The organism is Pseudomonas sp. P9_35 (genome assembly GCF_034008205.1).
Classification (GTDB): domain Bacteria; phylum Pseudomonadota; class Gammaproteobacteria; order Pseudomonadales; family Pseudomonadaceae; genus Aquipseudomonas; species Aquipseudomonas kilonensis.
Genome location: NZ_CP125373.1, coordinates 3,074,265 through 3,089,940, shown reverse-complemented (window position 1 = coordinate 3,089,940; position 15,676 = coordinate 3,074,265). Strand labels below are relative to the sequence as shown.

The following is a 15,676-nucleotide window of genomic DNA, read 5'->3' as shown; positions in this document are numbered from 1 at the left end:
CTCGATTGATACGTAGAGAAACAAATTAACCTTGCTGCATTAATCGATAAACCATGCCAATTACATAGCACTCATATCGCAATCACATAAATCCGACTTACTTGATCTCAACCAACCGCACTGCCTGTGATCCGTCCAGCGACAGGTGAATCACCGCGGCTTTGCTTGGGAAGTTCGGCGCGTCCTCGTCGGTATTCTCCATCACGGGAATGTCGATCAGGGTCTGCTCACCGGTCGGATCGCTGACCAGCTTGGCATCCAGTTTGTCGATGGCACGCCAGCTGTCGCCACCGATGCGCATCACGTCCAACAGACTGTAATGCGGCACGCCCTCCTCGTTCTCTTCGGGCGTAAAGGCCGCCAGGTATTGGCTGTAGTTGTTGCCCATACCGAAACCCTCGACGGTAAAGACCGCAAGGGTGACCTGGCTGTCCTCGCCGGTGTCCAGCGTCTGCACCAGCGTCGCTTCAGGATAGCCGGTGGCATAGCTGTCCTTGATGAGCGCTACCAAGTGCCCGATCTGTACTTCCAGGGCTTTCGGAACGGGTTTCGATTCAGCGGCGTGAGCCAGGGTGCAGGTGAAAAACAAGGCGGCGGTCAGCAGGCGCAATTTCATGAAAGTGAGGTCCGGGGGTATTGGGAGATCAGCGCGCAATGGTAGCGGTTGGCCAGGGATTTGGTAGCCCATTGTTGATAGGTTTTGTGGTGGGGTGCACAACCTTGCTCGCGAAAGCGCTGGGTCAGTGGGCATTGAGGTTGGATGTATTGCCGCCATCGCGAGCAAGCTCGCTCCCACACAGGGTCCCGGGACAACCGCCATTTTCCCTATCCACCCGAAATCCCTGTGGGAGCGAGCTTGCTCCCCACCCCCATTCCCCTTTTCGCGATGGCGGTGGGTCAGTTCGCAATCGATGTTGGATGCCTTACCACCACGGTGCTTCAAGTCATCGTTGCACTGGCAGCAGCCTGTGCAAACCCCCGCCGCAGGTCCTCAACCAACACATCGACATCCTCCAACCCCACATGCAAGCGCACCACAGGATTCAACGCCCGATCCTCGGCACTGTTCCGGTCCTTGGTATCAGCGACAGTCACCAAACTCTCGAACCCACCCCAGGATGCACCCAACCCGAACACCTGCAATGCGTCGATGAATCGCTCCAGGTAGGCGTCGTCATTTTCGCGTAGTTCAAAGGAAAGCAACCCATTGCTACCCTTGAAATCCCGCTGCCACAGCGCATGACGGGGATGCTCGGGCAGTGCCGGATGGAAGACCCGTTTCACCTGCGGCTGCGCCTGCAGCCAACGGGCGATTTCCAGTGCCTGGCGCTCATGCGTGTCCAGCCGTGGCGCGAGGGTGCGGGCGCCGCGCAGGACCAGGTAAGCGTCGTCGGGGCTGACGGTGTTGCCGAAGGTGTCGCTCATGGCCGCCAGTGCCGGCCAAGCCTGCTGCCGAGTGCACACACTGCCCATGACCACGTCGCTGTGTCCGCTCAGGTATTTGGTCAGGGCCATGATCGAGATGTCGGCGCCCAATGTCAGCGGCCGGTACAGCACGCCCGAACCCCAGGTATTGTCCACTGCCAGCAGGATGCCCCGCGGCTTGCACAGTGCGGCGATAGCTGGCAAGTCGCAGAGCTCGTACAGCAATGAACCGGGCACTTCGGTGTAGACCATTTTAGTGTTGGCTTGCAGCCGTCCGGGCAGGTCGCTGCCATCGGGGGCGAAGTAGCCGACTTGTATGCCGAAGGCTTCGAGGAAGTCCCGGGCCACACGCCGTACCGGGGCATACACCGCATCGGTGATCAGCACATGATCGCCAGGCCGCAGGTAGGCCAGGAAGGTTTGCGCCACGGCAGCCAACCCGGTGCCAAACAGCCGAGTGCGATAGCCACCTTCCAGCTCAGTGACGAGGTCTTCCAGGGCGAAGGCCGTCGGATTGCCCCGGGCGCCATAACTCAGGACTCGCTCGCTGTCGCGCCGGGAGCGGGCGTCACGCATCTGTGCCAGGTTGTCGAACAGCACCGTGCTCAGGCGGCTGACCGGTACGTTGACGGCCCTGGCACCGGCGCCCTTTCCGGTGCGCGCGCCATGGACCAGACGGGTGCGCAGTCGCTCTTCGACGGTGCTTTGAAGCGTTCCGTGCAGTGGCTTGAGGCTGGCGATTTCCTCGTCGTTCATTTGCGCCAACAAGCCGATTTCCCAAGCCAGGTATTGGCGCGCCGCGTCCTTGTTGCCAGCGTGGCGGTCGTGAGTGAAGAACAGGAAATCGATGCACTGTGCATCCGGCAATGTGGCGGCGCCTTCTTGCAGCGCAAGGCCCGCCGAGCGCCAGGCATCTGGACCACCGTCCAGCAAACGGACCTCAGCGTGAGGCAACTCCAGGGCCGCCAGGGCCGCGAGTCGGGGATCATCGGCCACCAACACCAGCGGCCGCTGCTCCCCCGCCACCGCACGGGCCAATAGCGGCCGGATCGACCAGCGCGCCCCGGCAATATGCCCCTTGCGATACGCCCTGCTCGAACGCAGGTCGATCAATGTCACCGCGTCATCCTTCAGGGCATCGGCCAAGGCCCGTACGCTGATCAGCGGCAGTTCTTCGGGTGTGACGATTGCTGGAACCGGTAGTGCCAAGCCACTGCTCAACCCACCCGACAAGACAAAAGCCTCATGCCCCAACTGCCGCAGCCAACTGGCGATGATCGGTGCGCGAACGCCGTCGTTGTCAAACAACACCACCCGCGCCTGACGCACGCCAACATACAGGTCGGTGGATTGAATCAACTGTCCGCCCGGCGTGTGTTGCGCTCCCGGCAGCGTGCCGGCGGCAAACTCCTCGGCGGTGCGCACGTCGCAGAGAAACAGACTGCGCCCCGTGTCCGCTGCCCACTGCTCGACCTGGGCAGCCTCGACGGTAGGCACACCGGCCCGTTCGGCCAGTCGTGTCGCCGCCAAACGCTGCCCCGGCAGCGTGCTGCTCGACACCTGGTCGGCATAGCGACGCTCGCTGCCATGCTCCAGTTGCAGATCCTCCAGGTCCCAGCCTTGCGTACCGTTTTCCAAGGCATAGATCGGGTTTTTCAAGCCCAGGTCGATCAGCGTCTGGGCGCCGATGATGCTGCGGGTCCGGCCGGCGCAATTGACCACGATCGGCGTCTGCTCGTCCGGCACCAGGTCGTGCACGCGGTAGCCCAGTTCGCCATTGGGGCAACAGATCGAACCGGGAATGGTCATCTTGCGATACTCCTCCAACGGTCGGCCGTCGAGTATCACCAGCGGTTCACCCTGGGCCTGCCATTGCGCCAGTTGGCGCGCGCTGACGTGAGGCGTGTGCCGGACTGCCTCCACCTGTTCGCCAAAGGCCTTGGACGGCACGTGCACACCGGCAAACAGCTGATAGCCGGCGGCCTGCCAACCATCGGCGCCGCCTTCCAGGATGTGCACATTGGCGTAGCCCAACGCTTGCAGGCGTTGCGCCGCACGTGCCGCCAGGCCTGCGCCATCCTGGTCATGGAGCACCAACCGCACTTGGCGGTTCGGCGCCAGCCGCCGCGCTTCCAACTCCAAACGGCTATAGGGCAGGTTCACCCCGAAAAACAGATGGGCTTCGCCATACTGGCCGTGCTCGCGCACATCAAACAGGGCGATTTCCTGCCCGTCGAACAACCACTGCTGCAACTGCTGGGGCGTTAGGGTCTGGCTCATGGGAGTCCCGCTGGAAAAATGGAATGACTGGAACGCGAGGTGACGTCAGTGGGCGTAGGCCTTGATCGACGGCGCCATTTGCGAGGCGTTGTAATTGAGGATGCGCCCGTCGGTTTCGACGCCGTAACGGCCGTTGAGCGATTCCAGTGGCAAGCCATAGAGATGGAAATGCAGGGTCGGTTGCTCGCCTGCGACCCGAATGCCATGCAGGTCGTCACCCAGGAACGCGATGGACGTACCGGGCTGCACCACCACTTCTTTTTCCAGGTGCAACGTGGTGTAGCCAGGTTCGCGACCTTCATCGTCGCGGGTGTAGACGTAGTTGATTTCCTGGCCTTCGACGGCGCTGATGATCGCCCAGGTTTCGTGGTTGTGAGGCAGCGTGCTTTTGCCCGGCAACAGCGAGTTCAGATACAGCGTCGGGGTGTCGCCGTCGTCATTGAGGCGATAGCGAAACGCAGTACTGCCCTGCCCCGGCACTGGTGCGGGGAAGGTGTCGAAGTTGAACAGGTCGCGGCGCTCGGCCAGGCCTTCCAGCAGGGCGACGATCTCCGTCAGCGCGGCGCGGTCGACACCGCGCTGGTGGATGACGCGCACTTTCTGCAGGAAGTCTTCGATGACATCTGGGCGGTTGAAAATACTCATGAGGCGGGCTCCATTTTTTACAAAAAGTCAGACGGACAGGCTGTAGCGACTCAGGTTGCTCAACAGGTAAGGATCATCGGCGATGGGCGGCCGTCGCCCCGGGTCACCCAAGGCATGACGCAGAAACTCCCGGGTGCGCTCGCTGGTGGGGTGCTGGAAAATCCGCGCGGCGCTACCGTGCTCGACGATCACGCCGTTTTCGGTGAAATAGACGACATCGCTGATCTCCTCGGCGAAGCGCATTTCATGGGTGACCAGTACGCAGGTCATGCCCTCTTCGGTCAGCTCGCGAATCACCGTCAGCACCTCGCCAACGGTTTCCGGATCCAGGGCCGAGGTCACTTCATCGAACAGGATCAGCTCCGGACGCATCGCCAGGGCGCGGGCAATCGCCACCCGTTGTTGCTGGCCACCCGAGAGCTGCCCCGGGTAGGCGTCAGCCTTGTGCTCCATGCGCACCTTGGCGAGCAAGACACGAGCGTCTTTTTCGGCGGCGGCCCGATTGCGGCCCAGGACCTTACGCGGCGCAATCACCAGGTTCTCCAAGACCGACAGATGCGGGAACAGGTTGTACTGCTGGAACACAAACCCGACGCGCTTGCGCAGTTCGATACGCTGGGCTTCCTGAGCCAGCGCGTGAACCTCGGTGGCACCGACGCGGATACTGCCCCGCTGGGGCTGCAACAGGCCGGTGATGCAGCGCAGGATCGTCGACTTGCCCGAGCCGGACGGGCCGATGATCGACACGGCCTCGCCACGGCGCACATCCAGGTCAATGCCCTTGAGCACCGGGTTGCTGCCGAACGACAGGTGCAGGTCGCGCAGGCTGACCAGGGGTTCGGCGACGGTTTCAATAGAAGGCATAACGTCGCTCCAGGTATTGGGTAAGACGGGAAATCGGGTAGCAATAGGCAAAGAACAGCACCAGCAGGCTCAGGTAGATCACCACGGTGAAGCCGGTCAGGTTCACGGTGTTGCTGGCGATCTGCGCGGTGTCGATCACGTCATGCACGCCCACCAGGGACGCCAGCGCGGTGCCCATGGTGATCACCGCGTAGAGGTTCATCCATGGCGGCAACATGCGCTTGAAGCACTGCGGCAGGATGATCGAGCGGAAAATCTGCCCACGGGTGAACGCCAGGGACCGCGCTGCCTCCCATTGGGTGCTGGGGATCGAGGCGATAGCACCACGGAAGACTTCCGCGACATTGGCGCTGGCCGGCAAGGCCAGGCCGAGGGTGACCTTGACCCAATCGGGGAACGCGACATAGGCACTGCCGATACGAATCTCGAACGGGAACACATACGTGGTGAAATAGATCAGCACCAGCCAGGGCGCGTTGCGGAATATCTGCACCCAGATCCGCGCCGGCCAGCGCAGCAGGCGCAGGGGCGACAGCACCATCGCGCCGACCAACAGCCCCGCGACAGAACCCAGCCCAATGGCCAGCAGGCTGATGAGAATGTTCTGGCCGAACCCTGCGGCCAAGGCCGGCGACCATTGCAGTAACGCCTTGAGCACCGGGCTGTGCGGGGCGAAATATACCAGCCAGGACAGCGCCCCCACCCCCAGCAGTACTTTACCGAAATGTCGACGCGGCCAAGTCAGCGGCGCGATAACGGACGAATCAATGGCCATAGCCGGGCATCCTCAGGCGCGCTTCGAGGTAGCGCCCCACGCAATTGACGGTGAAACTCAACAGGCCGAAAAACCCCAGGATCAGGATCATCAGCTCCAGCACGTTATCGCTCTGGGTCCAGATCATGATGGCCGCGTAGGTGATGTCGCCCACGGCGATAGCCGAGGCCACCGCGGTCATCTTCACCAGGTCGATCAGGTTGTTGATCAGCGACGGCAAGGCAAAACGCAAGGCCAGGGGCAGTTGCACGTTCCATAACAATTGGCGGTTGTTGAAGGCTAGCGAACTCGCCGCCTCCAGAGTCACCGCGGGCACCGCTTCAATACCGGCCCGCAGCGCCTCGGCATGGAACGCACCCTTGTGCAGCGAGATCACGATCACCACCCAGGCGAAGGGTGTCAGCGGGTTGGCCGCACCGACGGCCTCGGTCAGCAACATGTTCAGCACCAGGAAGGCGCAATACAGCTGCACCAAGGTCGGCGTGTTGCGAGTGACTTCGACAAACACCCGCGCAGGCCTGGCGAGCCAGGACTTGCCTGAGGTCAACAGCGCCGCCAGACCGACCCCCGCCAGCAGGCTGCCGACGATGGTCAGCAGGCACAACTGCACCGTGGTCAACGCGCCCTGCTCCAATGTGCCGCGCTGATAGGCATCGAGCAAAAAGTTGTAGTTGAGGCCGAGCCCGGCGCTCCAATGGACGAATTGTTCCAGCCAATGGCTCATGGCTCGCCCCTCAATTGCCCGCAGGCGAAAGCAATACGACGGCCCGCTTCGGCGACGGTTTCGGTCGCCGTGGCGATGGACAGGCGAAACCACGGCGACAAGCCATAGGCACTGCCCGCGACGCCAGCGACACCCTCGTCCAGCAGGTACGCAACGACATCGGCATCGTGCTCCAGCCGCTGACCGTCCGGGCGATAGCGCCCCAACAACCCGGCACAGCACACAAACACGAAAAAACCGCCTTGAGGCTCGAGGACTTCAAGGCCCTCGATATTGCGTAATGCGCTCACCAGCACATCACGGCGCTGACGATAGGCCGCGACCTGTTCCGGGAGGAAATCCAGCCCACCCTCGAACGCCGCCAACGCCGCCGCCTGGCCGACCGAGGAGGCCCCGGAGGTGGATTGCGATTGCACCACGCTCATGGCATCGGTCAGCGCCTGCGGCCCGGCACCGAAACCGACGCGCCAGCCGGTCATGGCATAGGTCTTCGACACCCCGCCCACCAGCAGGCAGCGTGCTTGCAAATCCGGCGCGACGTTGAGCAGGCTCTGGGCCGCACGCCCGTCGAAACGAATGTGCTCGTAGAGTTCATCCAGCAGAATCAGCACGTGGGGATGGCGCCGCAACACCTGGGCCAAGCCTTGCAGTTCGGCCTCGCTGTACACCGCGCCACTGGGGTTGCCGGGGCTGTTGAGGACCAGCCAGCGCGTGCGCTCGCCGATGTGTTGCTCAAGCTGTTGCGGCGTGAGCTTGCAGCCCTGCTCCAACCCGCACTCGATGAACACCGGCTCACCACCGTTGAAGCGCACGCTGTCCGGGAAGGACGGCCAGTACGGCGTCGGCACCAACACTTCGTCGCCGTCATCGAGGGTGGCGGCGAAGGCATTGAAGATGATCTGTTTCGCACCGTTGGCAATCACGATGGACTCCAGCGGATAGCCCAACTGGTTTTCCGTGCGCAGCTTGCGTTGCACGGCCACACGCAAGGCCTTCACGCCCGGCGTCGGCGTGTACTTGGTGGCGCCAGCGGCAATGGCGGCATAGGCGGCCTGCTTGATGTGCGCTGGCGTATCGAAATCCGGCTCGCCGGTGGTCAGGTCGAGGACGTCGCGACCGGCCTCGCGCAAGGCCGTGGCCCGGGACTTGGCGGCGGCATTGGCTGACAACGAGACCCGTTGCACGCGCTTGGACAGGTAAAGGGTCATGGCCGCATGTTCTCCAGGACCTTGCCCGGGTTGAGCAGGTTGCGCGGATCCAGCGCCTGCTTGATCCGACGCATCAGATCCAGTTCCACCGCACTTTTGTAGCGCCCCAGTACATTCACCTTGCGCTGGCCGATACCGTGTTCGGCACTGATCGAGCCACCGTGGGCATGGGCGCTGTCGTGGACTAGCTGGCTGAGCGCCGGGTAATGGGCCATGTGCGCATCAACCGTGGAGTCCAGCGGATGGGCAACGTTGTAATGCAGGTTGCCGTCGCCCAGGTGTCCGAAGGTGTAGTGCCGCACGCCGGGGAAATGCTCTTGCAGCAGCGCATCGGTATGGGCAACGAACGCCACGACCTGGGAAATCGGCACCGAGATGTCATGTTTCATGTTTCGACCGGCGCGCTTTTGCGCATCGCTCATGTTTTCGCGCAACTGCCAGAACGCCTGGCTCTGGACGAGGTTTTCAGCGATCAGCGCATCGGCCAGCAGCTGCTGCTCGAAGGCCTCACCCAGCACCTGCTCGAAGACTTCCCGTGCATGGCTTTCGCTGTGGTTATCGGACAGTTCCAACAGCGCGAACCAAGGCCAGCGAGTGCCAGAGAAAGGTCGCGGCCCGTCGGGAAACTGCTCGTGCAATAGCGCAAGGCACTCGGCACTGAGCAACTCGAACGCCGTCAGGCTGGCACCAAAACCGGCGCGGGCGTGGGACAGCAAGGCCACTGCCTGCTCCAACGAGTCGAACGCCAGTAGCGCGGTAGCCTGGGCCTTGGGCAGTGGAAACAGCTTCAGGGTCGCAGCGGTGATAATGCCGAGGGTGCCTTCGCTGCCGATGAACAGGTCCCGCAGGTCGTAGCCGGTGTTGTCCTTGCGCAAGCCGCGCAGGCCGTTCCAGATCTCACCTTGGGCAGTCACGACTTCCAGGCCCAGGGTCAGTTCGCGGGTATTGCCATAGCGCAGCACCGCGGTGCCGCCAGCGTTGGTGCCCAGGTTGCCGCCGAGGGTGCAACTGCCTTCGGCGCCGAGGCTCAAGGGAAACAGACGTCCGGCTTCGCGGGCAACGTCCTGGACGGCTTGCAGGATGCAGCCCGCCTCGACGGTCAGGGTGTCGTTGTCGGTGTCCACGGCGCGAACCCGATTCATTCGGTCGAGCAACAGCAACACGGCGCGGCCGCTGGCGTCCGGGGTGGCGCCGCCCATCAGTCCGGTGTTGCCGCCCTGCACCACCACGGGCGTATCGGCCGCAGCGCAAGCCCGGACTACCGCAGCGACCTCTTCGGTGCTGGCCGGGTGTACGGCGGCAATCACCTGGCCGACGTAACGACCCTGCTTGTCGGTCAGGTACGGCGCGGCGTCTTCGCTGCTCTGCACATGCCTGGTGCCGACCAGTGCCTGCAATGCCACAAACAACGACTGGCTCATGGTTGCGCGGCCAAGGGGGCGGCATTGCTGTACTTGGCATGCAGATCACGCAGGGCCTGGGACGGCGCCATACCGGTGCGCTCGCCCAGTTCGATCAACCAGCCGCTGCGATGCCACTCGCGCACGATGGCATCGAGTTTTGCCTGGGTATCGTGCTCGCCCTTGCGCAGCCAGATCACCGAATTCGACGGGATCAGATCCCCCGGCAGCGGAATTTCATAGCCTGCCCATTCAGCTTCGCTCAACAGCGCATGCAGGGTCGGGCTCACATGCACCGCTGCCACGCAGCCATTGCCGCGCAACGACAACAGCGACTCGGACTGGCTGCGAAACGCCTTGATCTGTGCGCCGTAGGTTTCCTGCAAGGGCTTGATGAAGTTGCTGCCCTGGGACACGCACACCGGTTTGCCTTTGAGGTCGGCCCACTGGCTGATGCCGGAGCCCTTGCGAATCAACGCCGCGCCACCGACCTCTTCATAAGGCGTCGGCACGTAATCGAGAATCTCGCCACGCTCTTCAGTGAACTGCATGTTGGCGATCAGGATGTCGACCTTGCCCTGTTGCAGGAATTGCACGCGGTTCGGCGCCAGCACCGACACCGTCTGGGCCTCCACGCCCAGCGCCTTGCCGATGCCCTGGGCCAACTCGACGTTGTAGCCCAGGTGCTCGCCGGTCTTGGGGTCAATGGTGCCGAACGGCGCACCACTGAGCATCACCCCGACGCTGATGGCATGGCGTTGCTCGATCCGGTCCAGCGTGGCATCCGCCTGGGCCAGGCTCGCAGCGCAGCCGACGGACCACGCCAGGCACAGGCTCACCAGGGTTCGTGGGGTGAAAAATGAAGTCATGGGCGATTACCTTGAGCGTCGGTCGTTGAGAGAAAAGGCAGGCGGGACGCCCCTCAGGCGCCGTTGGCCTGGAACTGTTTCTGCAACTCCACCAGGGCCGGCGACGCCGGGGTGATGCGGTTACGGGTCTGGGCGTCGATCAGCCAACCGCTGCGGTGCAACTGTTTGATGATTGGATCGAGCCTGGCCTGGGTATCGCTTTCGCCTTTGCGCGTCCAGATCACCGAGGGGGCCGGGTTCAGCTCCGGGCTCAGCGCGCGGTAGCCCTGCCATTCGGCGTTGTCGGCAATCAGTGGATTGATCAGCGTGGCGTCGTGCACCGCCGCAATGCAGTTGTTGCCACGCAGTGCCAGGAGTGATTCCGAGGAGCTCTTGAAGGCCTTGATCTGGGCGCCCAACTCAGTGAGCGGCTTGATGTAGCTGCTGCCCTGGGAGGTGCACACCGGTTGATTCTTCAGGTCTTCCCAGCGGCTGATCGTGCTGTCCTTGAGTACCGCTGCGGTGCCTCCGACGCGGTAGAACGGCGTGGGCACGAACCCGAGGATTTCACCGCGCTCGGCGGTCCATTCCATATTGGCAATCAGCACATCGACTTTGCCCTGCTGCAGGAACTGCACGCGGTTGGCGGGCAATACCGGTACCAGTTGTACCTCGGCGCCCAGTTGCCGGCCCAATTCCTGGGCGAGGTCGACGTTAAACCCGCGTGGTTTCTGGCTGGCGGGGTCGATGCCGCCAAAGGGGCCACCGGACAGCAGCACTCCGACCACCAGTTCGTGGCGTTGCTCGATCTTGTCCAGGGTGGCATCGGCCCGGGCGATATTGACGGCCGACAATGCGATCAAGGCGCCCAGCATGACAGGCAGCAATCGTTTTACGGGTGAGCGCTCGAGCAACATGGATTTCCCCTCATGGATGGCCGGCGTCTCCCGGCCTGATGAGTGGGCATCCTAGGTAGCGCTTAGAGGCAAAGGAAATTCAAATATCTAATATCGTTATAACTCTCAGGGTTTTGTTTCCAGGCAAAAAACGTATAACCGCTGTTTTACTGGCCCACAGCAAACCATGAGCCGTAGACCTCCCCTCGATGCATAAAAATCTGTAATGTTTAGGTTTGCACCCTTGATATGAAGCCACCTCCAATGTCGACCCTCGATCTCGAATTGCTGCGCACCTTCATCGCCGTGGTCGATCACCACAGCTTTGCCGAAGCAGGCGCCCAACTGTCCCGCACTCAATCGTCGGTAACCCAGCACATGCAACGCCTGGAGCAGCAGGTAGGGGTGAGCCTGTTCGAAAAGCGCGGGCGACAAAAACAACTCACCGAAGCGGGCCAGCAATTGCTGCGGCATGCGCGGCAGATGCTGTCGCTCAACGATGACGCTCTCAGTTCCCTGCGTGAAAGCAGCCTCAGCGGCGTGCTGCGCATCGGTTCGCCCCACGACATCGCCGACACCATCCTGCCGCCGATCCTCAGCCACATCGCCCGCTCGGCACCGCGCCTGCGCCTGGAAATCGATGTCGGGCGCAGCCCGTTCCTGATGGATGACCTGCATCGCGGCAAGGTCGACATGATCATTTCCACCCGCCAGGACCCGAGCCTTGAAGGCTTCGCCTTGCGCACCTCGCCGGTGTGGTGGATCTGTTCGGCCCAGTACCTTCACAACCCCGGCGAGCCGTTGCCGCTGATCCTGGTGGACGAGCCCAGCATCTATCGCCGCTATGCCCTCGAGGCACTCGAACGCGCCAATATTCCCTGGCGCCAGGCCTACCTGGCCTCGAACCTGATCGGCATCAAGGCCGCGACCCGGGCGGGTTTGGGCGTCACGCCCCGCAGCATGGAAATGCTCGGTCCGGACATGCGGGTATTGGGCGAAAACGATGGTTTACCGCGGCTGCCGGACGTGACTTATCACCTGTGGATTCGGCCGAATACCGTCAACCCATTGGTGCGTCGGGCATATGAGTTGATCCGCAACAGCCAGGGGCACGGGAACTGATGCGCCGTTGCCCCTGATGAGTGCTTGCCCAGCGTCAGGCTTGCGAGCGAATGCGCTCGACCAGACGCGCCTGGAGTATTTCCAGCTCCTCGGGATCCGCCTTGCCCCTGCCATGCACACCGGGCGCCTCACCGTCCCAACGAGGAATGATGTGCATGTGAATGTGGTAGACCGTCTGCCCGGCCACAGCACCATTGAACTGCGCGACCTGGACCCCATCCGGCTGCAATTCGTCCACGATGATCCGCGTCAGGCGCTGCACGGCAGACATCATCGCGCCCAGGACGGCGGGCTCGACCTCGAGGATATTTCGCGCCTGGGAGGCCTTGGGGATGACCAGGACATGGCCGCGCGATTGGGGGAAGAGATCCAGGAAGGCCAATACATCGGCGTCTTCGTAAATCTTGTAGCACGGCGCATCGCCGCGAAGGATCAGCGCAAAGATGTTCTGCGGATCGTAATGACCGTGGAGACTCATGATCACTCCTTGAATGGGTTTGAAGAGGTGGGTTGCCGGTAAGAGATTTAGCACAGTCCAGGGGCAACGTCTTGTCGAGGGCTGCTTGAACACCGGGACTGGGCTTGCTGAGGAGGGTGTTGGATCAGTGGGGATCGGTGCTGAATGTCGGGCCGCCATCGCGAGCAAGCTCGCTCCCACAGGGGGATGCTGGATTGATTCAGATCGTGGTCACACCCAAGATCCATTGTGGGAGCGAGCTTGCTCGCGATGGCGGCGGACCTGTCGGCATCGTAGTTGATTGAACCACCGCTTTCGCGAGCAAGCTCGCTCCCACAGGGGACTTGCGGTGGTCACTCAATCAAGCTCCACCGCTGATCCAATGTGGGAGCGAGCCTGCTCGCGATGGCGGCGGGTCAGTCGACATCGGTGCTGGCAGACAAGGCGCTTTCGCGAGCCCCCATCAGCGTAACGGCAATTTTCTGCTGCAACTCACTTTGCGAAAATGGCTTGTGCAGGACCGGGCAGCCGGCGTATTCGGCCGGCAGTCCGCTGGCGCCATATCCGGTGCTGAACAGGAAGGGAATACGGCGACCGCGAAGAATGTCGGCCACCGGAAAAACGCGCTCGCCAGCCAGGTTGACGTCCAGGATCGCGAGATCAACCTGCACCGAGCCGGCCTTGTCACGTGCTGCAGCGAGCCGGGCGACTGAGGCCACCACTTCGCAGCCGAACTCCTCCAGCATGTCCTCGATCAACAGCGCAACCGCGCCTTCGTCCTCGACGACCAGCACCCTGACGCCAGCAAATGGGCTCATGCCCCGGTCACCCCAATCAGGAACGAAAAGCGGCAGCAAACGCCTTGCGGAGCGTAGGTGAGGTCGAACTTGCCAGCCAAGTCGCGCTCGATGCAGCGCTGCATCAAGCGCGAACCCAGCCCTTCCCGTTCCGGCGGTGATACCGGTGGTCCTCCTTGTTCGCGCCAGTCGAGGGTCAGCAACGTTCCGTCCGCCTGGGCTTGCAGGTGCCAAGTGACGGCAAGCGTCCCGGTCTCGACCGACATCGCCCCATATTTCAACGCGTTGATCGCCAATTCATTGAGGATCATCGTAAGGTTGAGCGCCACGCGAGTGCCGACGTCTGCAGAAGGGCCTTCAATCACGATGCGGCCAGGCTCATGCCCAAACACCGGCATCAGCACTTCGTGGGCCAGGGTATCGAGCGGCGTCTGCCCCCAATGCCGTTTCGTCAAGAGATCGTGTGCCCGCGACAACGCCAGGAGCCTCGCCTCGAAACGCCTGTAGCCGTCTTTCGCATCCTCGGCATTGCGCGCCGTCTGGGCTGCCAGCGATTGCACCGTGGCCAGGGTGTTCTTGACCCGGTGATTGAGTTCATCGATCAGCGTCTTCTGTCGATATTCCGCCTGCTTTCGCTCGGAGATGTCGACCAGCATGTTGATGGCGCCCACCAGGTTTCCATCGGCATCATGCAAAGGCGTGGGATAAGGCGTGAACGGAACACGGCTACCGTCCGGCCGCTCTGCAACGGCCTCGACGCCGCGAATCGGCCGGTTTTCCTTCAGGGCCACCGCCATCGGGCATTGGTCGTGGGGCAGGAAACTGCCGTCCGTGTTGAACAGTTTCCAGGTCACGCACCACTGGTCGCCCAGCCGAGGGGTGCGCCCGGACAGTTCGACAGCTGCGCGATTGTAGAAGGTGATGCGGCCATCGGCGTCGGTGGTGTACACCGCGGCAGGCAACGCCTCGAGAAGATTGCGCATGTGCCGTTCGCTCTCGCGGACCTGGTTTTCCATCCGCCGCGCCAGCGTGACGTCCTGCAACACTCGCACGCCATAACGAAACGTACCGCTGGCGTCCCTCACCGAGGAACTGTGGATGTCGAGGTAAACCACCTCGCCATCTGGCTTCAGGGCGCGCTTGCGCAGCACGTAGTTATCCAGCTCACCGGCCACCTGACGGGCGTACAACCCCGCGTCCTGCGGGATGCAATCGGGGTGGGTATAGTCCAGGAATGTCATCGACAGGAGCTCTTCCCGCGACCGGCCCAGCATGTTGCACAGGGCGTCGTTGACGCGGAGCAAGCGACCGTCGATATCGGCCTCGGAAATCCCGATGGTCACCGCTTCATAGGTCGCCGAAAGCCGGTCATCGCTGTCCTGGCGCGCCGCCTCGGCCGCATGGACACCGCTCCTGTCGATGGTGAAACAGCGCGTATTGAAGAGTTTTCCGTCTTCGAACCGGCCATTGGAAGTGATCATGACATGCTTGATCGAGCCGTCCTTTGCCCTCAGTCGCGCCGGATAGCTTTCCAGGCAGTCGCCGCTGCCCAGCTTGGTGAGGATGTCGCCAATGACCGGCTCGTCGACATGAAAATCGGTGATGTGGCGGCCAATGTACTCGTCGGCCGAATAGCCCAGCAGCGTCAGCTCTGCCTTGTTGGCGCGCAGGATGATGCCTTCGCCGCTGACGATATGCAGGCCCACCGCGCTGTTCTCGAAAAAGTCTTCCAGGTCGGCGCTCTTGCGGCGAAGCTCTTCGGCCATGGCGTGGTGCGCCGAGACGTCCTGGAAGCAGTTGATCACCCCTTGAATGACGCCTCGGCAATCCCTGAGGGCGCGGATGTTCATCAGCGCCACGAACCGCGAGCCATCCGGGCGCTCGATGAGCACTTCCTGATTGCGCGAGGCAATGCCGGTATTGAGCGCCAACGCTGTTGGGCAGTGTTCGAATGCCAGCGGTGTGCCGTCGGTCAGGAACAGTCGATGAGCGCCGCAGAAACGGTCACCGCTCTCTCCAAGTGCCGGCGCCCTTCCCCACAGCTCGGCCGCCTCGCTGTTGTACCTGACGAGCCACCCCTGGCGATCACAGAGGTACACCGCACTGGGGATGGCATCGAGTGCGCTCGTCCCCATCGCGATCAAGCTTTCGTACTCGCTTGGTGTACGCGTTTCCCTGGAAAGCTCTTCAATGTTCGACATCAGTCATCCTCAAACCGCCTGGCTGAAACCTTTC

14 protein-coding genes are annotated in these 15,676 nt (G+C 62.5%); 1 reads left to right on the top strand and 13 read right to left on the bottom strand.

Translation table 11 applies throughout. The features are described from left to right. Positions 1-97: 97 nt before the first annotated feature. The 10 genes from QMK47_RS13490 to QMK47_RS13445 all read right to left on the bottom strand — a co-directional run bounded on the left by QMK47_RS13490 (position 98) and on the right by QMK47_RS13445 (position 11,086). Positions 98-616, bottom strand: coding sequence for a hypothetical protein (locus QMK47_RS13490; RefSeq protein ID WP_253474153.1), 519 nt, complete (start codon positions 614-616; stop codon positions 98-100). 323 nt (positions 617-939) lie between these two features. Beyond that, positions 940-3,705 carry a cystathionine beta-lyase gene (metC, locus tag QMK47_RS13485; RefSeq protein ID WP_320390380.1) on the bottom strand — a complete coding sequence of 922 codons (2,766 nt, stop codon included), beginning with the start codon at positions 3,703-3,705 and terminating at the stop codon, positions 940-942. 45 nt (positions 3,706-3,750) lie between these two features. Then, positions 3,751-4,350, bottom strand: coding sequence for a cysteine dioxygenase (locus QMK47_RS13480; protein ID WP_320390379.1), 600 nt, complete (start codon positions 4,348-4,350; stop codon positions 3,751-3,753). 27 nt (positions 4,351-4,377) lie between these two features. Further along, a complete protein-coding gene (locus tag QMK47_RS13475; RefSeq protein ID WP_320390378.1) occupies positions 4,378-5,214 on the bottom strand; it encodes an amino acid ABC transporter ATP-binding protein in 837 nt (278 codons plus the stop codon). Next, the gene (locus QMK47_RS13470; RefSeq protein WP_320390377.1) at positions 5,201-5,989 is read right to left on the bottom strand and encodes an amino acid ABC transporter permease; all 789 of its coding nucleotides are present in this window, start codon (positions 5,987-5,989) and stop codon (positions 5,201-5,203) included. The genes QMK47_RS13475 and QMK47_RS13470 overlap by 14 nt, the downstream gene beginning before the upstream one ends. Further along, a complete protein-coding gene (locus tag QMK47_RS13465) occupies positions 5,979-6,713 on the bottom strand; it encodes an amino acid ABC transporter permease (RefSeq protein ID WP_320390376.1) in 735 nt (244 codons plus the stop codon). The genes QMK47_RS13470 and QMK47_RS13465 overlap by 11 nt, the downstream gene beginning before the upstream one ends. Then, positions 6,710-7,921, bottom strand: coding sequence for an aminotransferase class I/II-fold pyridoxal phosphate-dependent enzyme (locus tag QMK47_RS13460; protein ID WP_320390375.1), 1,212 nt, complete (start codon positions 7,919-7,921; stop codon positions 6,710-6,712). The genes QMK47_RS13465 and QMK47_RS13460 overlap by 4 nt, the downstream gene beginning before the upstream one ends. Then, positions 7,918-9,342 (bottom strand): FAD-binding oxidoreductase, encoded by a 1,425-nt coding sequence (locus tag QMK47_RS13455; protein WP_320390374.1) that lies wholly within the window; start codon positions 9,340-9,342, stop codon positions 7,918-7,920. Before QMK47_RS13455 ends, QMK47_RS13460 begins: the two co-directional genes overlap by 4 nt. Beyond that, a complete protein-coding gene (locus tag QMK47_RS13450; RefSeq protein ID WP_320390373.1) occupies positions 9,339-10,190 on the bottom strand; it encodes a transporter substrate-binding domain-containing protein in 852 nt (283 codons plus the stop codon). The genes QMK47_RS13455 and QMK47_RS13450 overlap by 4 nt, the downstream gene beginning before the upstream one ends. Before the next feature lie 53 nt (positions 10,191-10,243). Next, positions 10,244-11,086, bottom strand: a complete 843-nt coding sequence (locus QMK47_RS13445; RefSeq protein WP_320390372.1) for a transporter substrate-binding domain-containing protein — start codon at positions 11,084-11,086, stop codon at positions 10,244-10,246. A 243-nt stretch (positions 11,087-11,329) separates the two neighbouring features. Here QMK47_RS13445 and QMK47_RS13440 point away from each other — a divergent pair, with 243 nt between their 5' ends. Further along, entirely contained in the window at positions 11,330-12,187 is an 858-nt protein-coding gene (locus QMK47_RS13440) for a LysR substrate-binding domain-containing protein (RefSeq protein ID WP_320390371.1), read from the top strand. Between the two features lie 34 nt (positions 12,188-12,221). On the opposite strand, the gene QMK47_RS13435 is transcribed toward QMK47_RS13440, so the two are convergent. The 3 genes from QMK47_RS13435 to QMK47_RS13425 form a co-directional block, all read right to left on the bottom strand. Beyond that, positions 12,222-12,665, bottom strand: a complete 444-nt coding sequence (locus QMK47_RS13435) for an HIT family protein (protein ID WP_320390370.1) — start codon at positions 12,663-12,665, stop codon at positions 12,222-12,224. Positions 12,666-13,060: 395 nt separating this feature from the next. Further along, a complete protein-coding gene (locus tag QMK47_RS13430) occupies positions 13,061-13,462 on the bottom strand; it encodes a response regulator (RefSeq protein ID WP_320390369.1) in 402 nt (133 codons plus the stop codon). Further along, positions 13,459-15,642, bottom strand: coding sequence for a PAS domain S-box protein (locus QMK47_RS13425; RefSeq protein WP_320390368.1), 2,184 nt, complete (start codon positions 15,640-15,642; stop codon positions 13,459-13,461). The genes QMK47_RS13430 and QMK47_RS13425 overlap by 4 nt, the downstream gene beginning before the upstream one ends. Positions 15,643-15,676: the final 34 nt, after the last annotated feature.